Here is an 11,244-nt window from a genome sequence, read left to right on the forward strand (position 1 = left end):
GAAGCGGTCGAAGAGAGCGTGCTATCCCGACGGGTTGCGGTCATAGAGCCCTGGGGGGGGGGGGGGGGGGGGGGGGGGGGGGGGGCCTGGTGTGTGTTTTTTCCCCCCCCCCCCCCCCCCCACGCCCGTACGAACACAGGATCCGGGCCGTCGAGCAGTGTGGCCAGGTGGGCTGGCACTGCCAGGTCACCCTGCACCGCGATGCGGTCGGTTCCGGGGCCGGCGAGGACAGGCCGGCGAGGACGGGGACCGTAAACGTTCGATCGGCACACCCGCTCATGCGTGACTGAGGACCACCAGCAGCGCCGTGCAGCATTCCGCAAGGAGCTGCGCGGCAAGCGCGACCTGCCGTACCCGCAGGACCGGCGCCGCCAGGGCGACCACGAACATCACGGCACCGAGGCCGACGCTCCGGAGGAACACCCACCCGGGCGGTGCCTCGGCGCACTGTTCCCCGTACGTCGCACACCGCAACGGCCGATAGAGGGTCGAGGTCACCATGACCGACGCCAGGAAGCCCGGGACGAAGAGTACGGCAGCCAGGCCCACCCAGAAGGTCCTCACCGAGCCCGCAACGGGCCGCCTGCTGGGCGCCCACCTCATGGGGACCCGGCTCCCCACTCTGATCCAGCCCCTCGTCCAGGCCATGACCTCGGCATCGACGCCGCCACCCTCGCCGGGTCCCCGGACCGGATCCACCCGGCGCTGACCGAGGCCGTCGACAGCGCCCTCCTCGCCCTCGCACCCGGCACCCGCGCCGACCAGTGGTCAGCCGATGGCACGCCGGGCAAGACCTCCCACCGGCCGAAGGGAACGGCCCCCGAGCGGGCGGTTTGCCCGGGCCTCGGGCGAGGGCGTCAGCGCCGTGGAACAGCCCGCGGAACACCAGCACCATCCGTGACCTCCGTCACTTTCAGTTACTCCAGGCGCATGCTCCGGCCGCGTCGGGGCACCCGCGGCGTCATGCCAGAAACTCCGCGGTCACCCCGCGGTACAGCACCACCGGAGGTACGAAGAGCCGTGTCGGAACAGCAGACGATCCACATTGCCGGAACCTGGAGGTCCGCCATCTCGGGGGCCACCCGCGAGGTCCTCGACCCCGCCGACGCCACGGTGCTGGCCGTGGTCTCCGAAGCCGGCACCGCCGACACCGACGCGGCGGTCGCCGCAGCCCGCGACGCCTTCGACGCCGGCACGTGGTCCCGGGCCCCCACCGGGGTCCGCGCCGGCCTGCTCCGCCGGACCGCCGTCCTGCTGCGCCGCGACAAGGCGAGGATCGCCCTGCTGGAGAGCCGGGACACCGGCAAGACCGTCCAGGAGGCCCTGATCGACGTCGAGTGCGTCGCCGCCGCGTTCGAGTACTACTCCTCCCTCGTCGCCGACGGCACCGCAGGCCGCGTCGTGGACGCCGGCTCGGAGGACGTGCACAGCGTCGTCGTCCACGAACCGCTCGGCGTGTGCGCCCTCATCACCCCCTGGAACTACCCGCTGCTGCAGGCCGCATGGAAGGTCGCCCCGGCGCTCGCCGCCGGCAACACCCTCGTGCTCAAGCCCAGCGAGGTCACCCCGCTGAGCAGCGTCGTGCTGATCGAGCTGCTCGCCGAGGCCGGACTGCCCGACGGCGTGGCCAACCTCGTCACCGGCCCCGGCGACCCGGTCGGCGCCCGGCTCGCCGCACACCCGGCCGTCGACCTGGTGTCCTTCACCGGCGGCCTGACCAGCGGCACCTCGGTCGCCCGCGCCGCCGCCGACACGGTGAAGCGGACGGCCCTCGAACTGGGCGGCAAGAACCCCAACATCGTCTTCGCGGACGCCCTCGCCACCGAGGAAGGCTTCGACACCGCCGTCGACCAGGCCCTCAACGCCGCCTTCATCCACAGCGGCCAGGTCTGCTCGGCCGGCTCCCGGCTGATCGTCGAGGAGGACGTACGCGAGGAGTTCGTCACCGAACTCGCCCGCCGCGCGGACCTGATCCGCCTCGGTCGCGGCACCGACCCCGGTGTCGAGTGCGGCCCCCTGGTGTCCGAGGCGCAGCGCGCCCGCACCGAGGAGTACGTCGCGTCCGCCCTGGTCGAGGGGGCCGTCCTCCGGGCCGGCGGTCGACGCCCCGGCGAACCGGCCCTCGCCGACGGCTACTTCTACCGGCCGACCGTCCTCGACGGATGCCACCGCGGGATGCGGGTGGTCCGCGAGGAGGTCTTCGGACCGGTCCTCACCGTCGAGGTGTTCCGCACCGAGGACCAGGCCGTCAGCCTCGCCAACGACACCGAGTTCGGCCTGGCCGGCGCCGTGTGGACCGCGGACCCCGGGCGCGCCCGCAGGCTCGCCGCACGGCTGCGCCACGGCACCGTCTGGATCAACGACTTCCACCCCTACCTGCCCCAGGCGGAATGGGGCGGCTTCGGCAAGTCCGGCACCGGCCGCGAGCTCGGGCCGGCGGGACTGGCCGAGTACCGCGAGACCAAGCACGTCTACCAGAACCTCGCCCCGCGCCCCGTGCGCTGGTTCGCGGGATGAGTGGACGAGCCCAGGAGAGGAACCGCACATCGTGAACACCCACCCCCACACCACGCACGCGTACGACTACGTGATCGTCGGCGGCGGCACCGCCGGCTCCGTCATCGCCTCCCGGCTCACCGAGGACCCCGACATCTCGGTCGCCGTCGTCGAGGGCGGCCCCAGCGACGTCGACCGCCCCGACGTGCTGACCCTGCGCCGATGGACGGAGCTGCTCGGCGGCGAACTCGACTACGACTACCCGACCACCGAGCAACCCCGCGGCAACTCCCACATCCGGCACAGCCGGGCCCGTGTCCTCGGCGGCTGCTCCTCGCACAACACGCTGATCTCGTTCCGGCCGCTGCCCTCCGACTGGGACGAGTGGGCCGATGCGGGCGCCGACGGCTGGCACGCCTCCGCCATGGACCCGTACTTCGACAAGCTGCTCAACCACATCGTCCCGGTCGCCGACGAGGACCGGAACGCCATCGCCCGCGACTTCGTCGCCTCCGCCCGCACCGCGCTCGGCGTACCCGTGATCGAGGGCTTCAACGAGAAGCCGTTCCACGAGGGCGTCGGCTTCTTCGACCTGGCCTACCATCCGGAGACCAACAAGCGGTCCTCCGCCTCCGTCGCCTACCTCCACCCCGTCATGGACACCCGCGACAACCTCACGATCCTGCTGGAGACCTGGGCGTACCGGCTGGAACTTGACGGCAGCCGGGCGCGCGGCGTGCACGTCCGCGGCGCGGACGGCAGCGAGGCCCTGCTCACCGCCCGCCGTGAGGTCATCCTCTGCGCGGGCGCCGTGGACACCCCGCGGCTGCTGCTGCTCTCCGGCATCGGACCGGGCGAACAACTGTCCGGGCTCGGCATCCCCGTCGTCCACGACCTGCCCGGCGTCGGCGAGAACCTCCTCGACCACCCCGAGTCGGTCATCGTCTGGGAGACGGAGGGACCCATCCCGGACAACTCCGCGATGGACAGCGACGCCGGCCTGTTCGTGCGCCGGAACCCGGACTCCGCCGGCCCGGACCTGATGTTCCACTTCTACCAGGTGCCCTTCACCGACAACCCCGAGCGGCACGGCTACGCACGCCCCGCGCACGGCGTGTCGATGACCCCGAACATCCCCAAGCCGCGCAGCCGCGGCCGGCTCTACCTCACCAGTGCCGACCCGACGGTCAAACCGGCCCTGGACTTCCGGTACTTCACCGACGAAGACGATCACGATGCCCGGACCCTGGTCGACGGCATCCGGATCGCCCGCGAGGTCGCCCGCACCGAGCCGCTCGCCGGCTGGCTGCGGCGGGAGGTCTGCCCGGGTCCGGAGATCACCGGCGACGAGGAACTGAGCGCCTACGCCCGGTCCGTCGCGCACACCGTCTACCACCCGGCGGGCACCTGCCGGATGGGCGCCGCCGACGATCCGGACGCGGTGGTCGACCCGGAGCTCAGGGTCCGAGGCCTGGACGGCCTGCGCATCGCCGACGCGTCCGTGTTCCCCACGATGCCCGCCGTCAACCCGATGATCGGAGTGCTCATGGTCGGCGAGAAGGCCGCCGAACTGCTGGGGGGTGGTGCCTGATGAGCCGCACCCCGGAACACGCGACGCACGCGGAGAACCCGGACGCGCACACCGTCCCCGCCCAGGGCGGCGCACCCGGCACGGAGCACCTCCCGCAGCCCCGCGCGCAACACGACCCGGGGCACGCCCCAGGACATCTCCCGCAGTCCCCGCCCGCCGACGCGCCCGCCGAACGCCCCCCGGTGTTCTCCGTCCGCGGCCTGTGGAAGGTGTTCGGCCCGGCCGCGGCCGCCGCCCGTATCCCCGGCTCGGCCGAGGCGGCCCTGCCGCCGGCCGACCTCCGTGCCCGTACCGGCTGCACGGCCGCCCTCCGCGACGTCGGCTTCGACGTGCGCAAGGGAGAGGTGTTCGTCGTCATGGGGCTGTCCGGCTCAGGCAAGTCCACCCTGGTCCGCTGCCTGACCCGGCTCATCGAGCCGACCGCCGGCCACCTGTCGATGGACGGCGAAGACGTCCTCGCCATGGACCGCAACGGGCTCCGCGAGCTGCGGCGGCACCGCGTCGCCATGGTCTTCCAGCACTTCGGCCTGCTCCCGCACCGCACGGTCCTGGACAACATCGCCTACGGGCTGGAGATCCAGGGGATGGGCCGCACCGAGCGCCGGGTCCGCGCCGGCGAACTCCTGGACAAGGTGGCCCTGCACGGCCTCGGCGAGCGCCGCCCCGACCAGCTCTCCGGCGGCCAGCAGCAGCGCGTCGGCCTCGCCCGCGCCCTCGCCTGCGACCCCGAAGTGCTGCTCTTCGACGAACCGTTCAGCGCCCTCGACCCGCTGATCCGCCGCGAGATGCAGGAGGAGGTCGAGCGCCTGCACCACGAGGACGGCCGCACCATGGTCTTCATCACCCACGACCTCGACGAGGCCCTCCGCCTCGGCGACCGCATCGCCCTGATGAGGGACGGACGGATCGTGCAGATCGGCACACCCGAGGAGATCGTCGCCTCGCCCGCCGACGACTACGTCCGCGCATTCGTCCGCGACGTCCCGCGCGAACGGGTCCTCACCGTCCGCAGCGCGATGCGCCCCGCCGGTCCCGGCGATCCGGGCCACGGGCCGGCCCTCGCCCCGTCGGCCACCGTCGCCGACGCCATCGAGGCCGTCGCGCGCAGCGGCGGCAGCGCCCGCGTGGTCGACGACGGGCGCTGCCTGGGCGTCGTCGACGACCCCGCGCTCCTCGCGGTGGTGGCCGGCGTATCGCACCCCGCAACCGGCCGGGGGGAGGCGATCGCATGAGTACCGCCGGCCATACCAGCACCCCCGCCGGCCGGACGCGCGGCACCGCCCGTCCCGGCAACGGCAACCCGACGCCCCCGCCCGGCGCCCGCCCCGCCACCGGCACCGCCACCGCCACCGGCACCCTGACCAGTGCCAGGGCCGTGCTGTCCGGCACGGGGGACACCCGGACCGCGGGCGCCTCCGCCGGAAGCGGCACCCCGGCCCGCCCCGGCAGCCGCTCGGCCGGCGCACGCGCCCCGTTCACCCGGCACGTCCGGCGCCGCCTCCTGCCCTTCGCCGCCGCCGCGGCGGTCCTGGTCACCCTCGGGCTGCTGTTCCCCGGCGCCGCCTGGCCCACGGCACTCGACGTCGACTTCTCCGGCCCGCTCGGCTCTGCCGGCGACTGGATCATCGACAACCGCGACACCCACCCCGCGTTCCTCTACTTCTTCGGGCACATCAGCAACGCCGTGGTGATCTCCGTACGGGCCGTCTACCTGGTGCTGCTCGCCGCGGGCTGGACCGGCGTCCTCGCCCTCGCCGGCCTGCTCGCCTGGCGCCTCGCCGGTGTCCGCCAGGCCGCCGTGTCCGTCACCGCCTTCGCCGTGTGCGGTCTGCTCGGCATGTGGATCCCCACCATGCAGACCCTCGCCCTGATGGTGGTCGCGGTGGCCGCGTCCGTCCTCACCGGCGGCCTGCTCGGACTGGCCGCCGGACTGTCCCCGCGCACCGGACGGCTCCTCGCCCCGGTCCTGCAGACCATGCAGATCCTCCCGGCGTTCGCCTACCTGCTCCCCGTCGTCCTGGTCTTCGGGATCGGCGTGCCGACCGCCGTCCTCGCCACGATCGTCTACGCGGCGCCGCCGATGGCCCGGCTCACCGCGCTCGGTCTGCGCGCAGCGGACGGCGGCGTCCTGGAGGCCGCCGCCTCCCTCGGCGCGACCGGCCGGCAGCGCCTGCTGACGGCCCGGCTGCCCCTGGCCCGCCGCCAGATCATGCTCGGCGTCAACCAGGCCGTCATGATGGCCCTCTCCATGGCCGTGATCGCCTCGGTGATCGGCGCCGGCGGCCTCGGCGACCGCGTCTACCAGGCCCTCGCCTCCGTCGACGTCGGCGCCGCCCTCGCCGCCGGCATCCCCATCGTGCTGCTCGCCATCGTCCTCGACCGCACCGCGCACGCCGCCGGGGAACGCCTGGGCGCCGGCCCCCCTCCAGCCGACCGCCCCCTCCTGCGGCAGGTCTTCAACGGCTGGTACGGGCTCCTGCTCACCGTGCTGGCCGCCGTCGCCGTCTCGGTAGCCGGCCGGATGCTCGGCACGGCGCAGTGGCCCGACACCTGGACCGCGTCCGTCGCCGAACCCGTCAACCGGGCCGTCGCCTGGACGACCGGCCACCTCCACTCCGGCGTGCCCGTCGTGGGCGGCACCGCCGACTGGGCCGCCGCGTTCACCGGCTGGGTCCTGGACCCGCTGCGCGCGGCACTCCAGGGGCTGCCCTGGTGGTCGGTGCTGCTGCTGGTGGCCGCCGCAGCCCTGGGCACCGGTACCTGGCGCACCGCCGTCAGCGCCGTCACCGCCCTCGCGGCCGTGGGCGTCCTCGGCGTCTGGGACGCCTCCATGGACACCCTGTCCCAGGTCCTCGCCGCGCTGACGGTCACCCTGCTGCTCGGTTTCGCCATCGGCATCGGCGCCGCCCGAAGCGCCCGTGCCGAACGGCTGCTGCGGCCCGTGCTCGACGTCTGCCAGACCCTGCCACAGTTCGTCTACCTGATTCCGGTCGTCGCCCTGTTCGGCGTGGGCCGTGCGCCGGCCGCCGCGGCCGCCGTCATCTACGCACTGCCCGCCGTGGTTCGCATCACCGCCCAGGGACTGCGCGAGGTCAGTCCGGCCGCCGTGGAGTCGGCCCGCTCACTGGGTGCCACCCCGGCCCAGCTGCTGCGCCAGGTCCAGCTGCCGCTGGCCCTCCCGTCCCTGCTGCTCGCGGTCAACCAGGCCGTGGTGCTCGTCCTCGCCGTCGTCATCATCGGCGGACTGGTCGGCGGTGGCGCCCTCGGATACGACGTCGTGTTCGGCCTCGCCCGGGGCGACCTGGCCACCGGACTGGTCGCGGGCGCGGCGATCGTCTGCCTCGGGCTGCTGCTCGACCGCATCACCCAGCCGGCGAAGGAGTCGAAGGCATGACCGTCCACCATCCCCGTTCCCCCGCCCGCCGTACGGCGGTCACCGCGGTCGCAGCCGCGGCCGGCCTGCTGCTGGCCACCGGCTGCGGCGCGGCCGACATGACCGCGCAGGCGTCCCCGTACGCCGCCGCGCAGGGCGCCAAGTCGGTCACCCTGTCCGTGCAGTCCTGGGTCGGCGCCCAGGCCAACACGGCCGTCGCCGGCTACCTGCTGGAGCACGAACTCGGCTACCGCGTCGACACCGTCCAGGTCGACGAGGTCCCCGCCTGGGACGCCCTCAGCCAGGGGCGCATCGACGCCCTCCTGGAGGACTGGGGCCATCCCGAGCAGGAGAAGCGGTACGTGGAGGACAAGAAGACCGTCGTCTCCGGCGGGGAGAACGGCCTCACCGGCCACATCGGCTGGTTCGTGCCCGAGTACTTCGCCGAGGAGCACCCCGACGTCACGGACTGGAAGAACCTCGACCGATACGCCGACCGGATGCGCACCCCGGAGAGCCGGGGCAAGGGCCAACTGCTCGACGGCAGTCCCTCCTACGTCACCAACGACAAGGCCCTGGTGAAGAACCTGGGCCTGGACTACGAGGTGGTGTTCGCGGGCTCCGAGGCCGCCCAGATCACCCAGATCAAGCAGTTCGCGAAGGAGCGCAAGCCGTTCCTGACGTACTGGTACGTACCGCAGTGGCTGTTCGAGACCGTCCCGATGACGGAGGTGAAACTGCCCGAACACAAGGAGGGCTGCGACGCCGACCCGGAGAAGGTGGCGTGCGCCTACCCGCACACCCCCCTGAAGAAGTACCTCAATGCCCGCTTCGCCGAGAACGGCGGACAGGCCGCCGAGTTCCTGAAGCGGTTCCGGTGGACCGCCGAGGACCAGAGCGAGGTGGCGCTGCTGATCGCCGAGCGCAAACTCAGCCCGCAAGCGGCCGCCCGCACCTGGGTGGAGCGGCACGAGGACGTCTGGCGGGCCTGGATCCCCTGACGCACCGCCCGCGCGCCCGGGGCGCGCGGGCGCTGGACGATCCTGTTGGCCTTCGATCACTCGGATGGTGCCCTCACTGCTATGCCCCCTTCACGCCGGCCTCGGTCAGTTGCTCGATCCGCTCCGGCGTCCGTGCGGTGGCCCGGGGGTGCTGGCGGGCGTCGGGCGAGGCGGTCCCGTCCGAAGGCGCGGCCGTCAGCGTGGTGTCGATGGTGTGGCAGGGTGGTGGGGCATGTGGGCCTTCGGGGCCTGTGAACGCGAGAGGGGTATGTCATGAACGAGGCCGAGCTCAGGGCGCTGTTCGACGAGATCGACACGGACGGCGACGGGCGGATCAACATCGTCGAACTGGCGGAGGGGTTCAAGGCCGAAGGCGCCCAGGGACACCTCGCTGAAGAGGTCAAGAAGGCCATGACGGCCGACGTGAACCACGACGGGGTCCTCGACTTCGAGGAGTTCCGCACCCTGCTGAAGTAGCGGCAGGCCTGGCAGCCCCCGTACGGACCCGGAAGGGCCGGACGGGGGCTGACGTGCGTGTGAGAACATCGCCGGGAGCTGGCGAGTACGCCGGCGATGCACCGCAGTCCGGTGGTCGAGAACGTGTGCCGTGCATGGCAGGCGGACGACGTCGACGCCGGCGCCCGGGACCTCCAGGTAGGCGCGGTTCACATCGACGATCACGAGATCCGTTACGGTCCGCGGCCATCGGCTGCGCCTGCCGACACGGAGGAAGGGCCGCACGCCGAGTCCCCCTCGGTCGGTCGAGGCGGGAGCAGCAGCATGACCCCCGCGCCGGGGTACCCGACGCCGCGGGACCGGGCGGTGTGCGCTGCGCCGAGATCATCTTCGATCGGCGGCCTGGGGGAACCTGTTCGTCGTCCGCACCGCCGGGCATGCCACGGCCCGCTGGTTGGCGGCACGCTCCGGAAGCGGTCCCGGCGTTGTGGCTGACCATCGGATGGCACCTGGGCGGTCTGGTGGGACCCGGGTACTGCAGCGTCCAGCGCATGGCCGGTGGTCTTCCACGTGTCGAGGGACGCGATCACTTCCGACGGCCTGAACGCCTGGCCGAGAACCGGACCGTCGGGGCGGACCCGGTCCCGCCCGGGGCATCAGGTGGTTCACCACTTGCTGACCGGCCGTCGGCCCCTCGTCCATGCGCTCCTTGTCGAGCGAGCCACGTTCCGGCAAGAAAGGTGAGTCATTTTGCTGAGATGGGGCAAGCGCGCTCCATGACAGTCAACCTGACGTCCGAACTCGCCGCCAGCACGGTCCCGCCCGGTCCCGCTGGCTGTACCTGCTAGTCCTCACCTTTGCGTTGGGCGTCCTCATCCACAGCCTGGCAAAGGGGCGCCCGGCCCGGCAGACCCGAGGCACGACTGAACCAGCAGCCTCACCATCGGACACCCTGACGGACCGCCAAGAAAGGAACATCATGACCGGCAACATATGGGCCTACCGCCTCACCGTTGGCCGCCTCGAAGGCACAGACCTGGTGGGCTACGCGGTGGAGGCCGTCGACGGCAGCATCGGCCACGTCGACAAGCACTCCAGCGAGACGGACGCCTCGTGGATCGTCGTCGACACAGGACCGTGGATCTTCGGGAAGGAAGTGCTCCTGCCTGCCGGCACGATCCTCCGCATCGACACGACGGAGCGGAAGATCTACGTCGACCGGACCAAGGAGCAGGTCAAGAACTCGCCCGAATTCGTCCGGGACAAGCACCTCGGTGACCCCGACTACCACCGCTCGGTCGGTGGCTACTGGGGCGACGCGCCACTGGGCCGTTTCTGACCGACCGACCGGCGTGCACACGGGCTGGGCCGGAGCTACAACCCGCGTCTGACGCGTACTCCGTTGCCCACACGTACAGCGAAGTTGCACCATCGACAGAGGGGAACATCATGGGTCTCATCGCTTGGATCATCATCGGACTCATCGCCGGAGCCGTCGCCAAGTCACTCCTGCCGGGCAAGGACCCCGGCGGGCTCGTCATCACCATGCTGATCGGTATTGCCGGTGGTCTCCTCGGTGGCTGGCTGGGCAAGGTGATCTTCGGGGTGGAATCCGTCGACGGCTTCTTCGAACTGTCCACCTGGATCACCGCGATCATCGGGTCCGTCCTCGTCCTCGCCCTCTACCGCGCCGTCACCGGCAACCGCCACAGTCACCGGCACGTCTGATGCGCGCAGGCCCCGTCCTCGACTGCTGCCAGCCGGGGGCGCATGCGGCCGAGCGCGGCCCGCCCAGCCTCACCCAGCAGTGCGTGTGCCACCGCCGGTCGCCACGGGAAGCCGGGCCCCGGCCCCGGCCGTAGGCTCCTGCGAGGGAACGCCTTCACCGCACCTGCGGTTTGCGCCCACACGACACAGCGCCGTCCTTCCCCGAAGGGAGAGGGGCAGGATGTCGCGGGCGGGCCGACTGCCGTTCGCAGCGTTGCAGCGTCGGGCGGCCGCCCATGTCCGCCGCTGCCGGAATCCGGAACCGTAGTGCGTGCGGGCTGTGCTCGGCGAAGCGGTGTTCGGGCCCGGTGCTGGCACGCCGAGCGTCGGCGACACCGGGGCCCACCGACAGCGCACCGGGTTCGCTCGGCTCGTCGAGGCGCTGACCGTCCCCTGACGAGCAGGCCGCACGCAGCCACCGAGACGTCGAATGCCGGCGACAGCGCCGCGCCGGCGGCAGCCAGCAGGGGGCACGCCGCATGCTCCCGTCGTTGACGGCCGCGTGACGTCCTACACCAACACGGGCTCCGCCGACCTGAACGGCTACACCACGTCCCGAC

The 11,244-nt window shown here is 72.4% G+C and carries 9 protein-coding genes; 8 read left to right on the top strand and 1 reads right to left on the bottom strand.

The genetic code is table 11. The annotated features are described in order from the left end of the window. Positions 1-276 precede the first annotated feature (276 nt). Positions 277-549 (bottom strand): hypothetical protein, encoded by a 273-nt coding sequence (locus ACZ4VL_RS27400; protein WP_468204918.1) that lies wholly within the window; start codon positions 547-549, stop codon positions 277-279. Positions 550-1,020: 471 nt separating this feature from the next. Here ACZ4VL_RS27400 and ACZ4VL_RS27405 point away from each other — a divergent pair, with 471 nt between their 5' ends. From ACZ4VL_RS27405 to ACZ4VL_RS27440, 8 genes are all read left to right on the top strand, one after another. After that, the gene (locus ACZ4VL_RS27405; RefSeq protein WP_468204920.1) at positions 1,021-2,517 is read left to right on the top strand and encodes an aldehyde dehydrogenase family protein; all 1,497 of its coding nucleotides are present in this window, start codon (positions 1,021-1,023) and stop codon (positions 2,515-2,517) included. Positions 2,518-2,548: 31 nt separating this feature from the next. Beyond that, a complete protein-coding gene (locus tag ACZ4VL_RS27410) occupies positions 2,549-4,087 on the top strand; it encodes a GMC family oxidoreductase (RefSeq protein ID WP_468204922.1) in 1,539 nt (512 codons plus the stop codon). Next, complete coding sequence (locus tag ACZ4VL_RS27415) at positions 4,087-5,319, top strand: quaternary amine ABC transporter ATP-binding protein (protein ID WP_468204924.1); 1,233 nt, start codon at positions 4,087-4,089, stop codon at positions 5,317-5,319. Before ACZ4VL_RS27410 ends, ACZ4VL_RS27415 begins: the two co-directional genes overlap by 1 nt. Next, on the top strand, positions 5,316-7,481 hold the full coding sequence (locus ACZ4VL_RS27420) for an ABC transporter permease (RefSeq protein WP_468204926.1): 2,166 nt from the start codon (positions 5,316-5,318) through the stop codon (positions 7,479-7,481). The genes ACZ4VL_RS27415 and ACZ4VL_RS27420 overlap by 4 nt, the downstream gene beginning before the upstream one ends. Continuing rightward, positions 7,478-8,461 carry an ABC transporter substrate-binding protein gene (locus ACZ4VL_RS27425; protein ID WP_468204928.1) on the top strand — a complete coding sequence of 328 codons (984 nt, stop codon included), beginning with the start codon at positions 7,478-7,480 and terminating at the stop codon, positions 8,459-8,461. The genes ACZ4VL_RS27420 and ACZ4VL_RS27425 overlap by 4 nt, the downstream gene beginning before the upstream one ends. A gap of 273 nt (positions 8,462-8,734) precedes the next feature. Next, positions 8,735-8,938: an EF-hand domain-containing protein gene (locus ACZ4VL_RS27430; RefSeq protein WP_179174961.1), complete on the top strand. Its 204-nt coding sequence runs from the start codon at positions 8,735-8,737 to the stop codon at positions 8,936-8,938. A 958-nt stretch (positions 8,939-9,896) separates the two neighbouring features. After that, the gene (locus ACZ4VL_RS27435) at positions 9,897-10,256 is read left to right on the top strand and encodes a PRC-barrel domain-containing protein (protein ID WP_468204930.1); all 360 of its coding nucleotides are present in this window, start codon (positions 9,897-9,899) and stop codon (positions 10,254-10,256) included. A gap of 110 nt (positions 10,257-10,366) precedes the next feature. Continuing rightward, positions 10,367-10,645 carry a GlsB/YeaQ/YmgE family stress response membrane protein gene (locus ACZ4VL_RS27440; protein WP_468204932.1) on the top strand — a complete coding sequence of 93 codons (279 nt, stop codon included), beginning with the start codon at positions 10,367-10,369 and terminating at the stop codon, positions 10,643-10,645. Positions 10,646-11,244 lie beyond the last annotated feature (599 nt).

This window comes from Streptomyces sp. NPDC029014 (assembly GCF_055564695.1).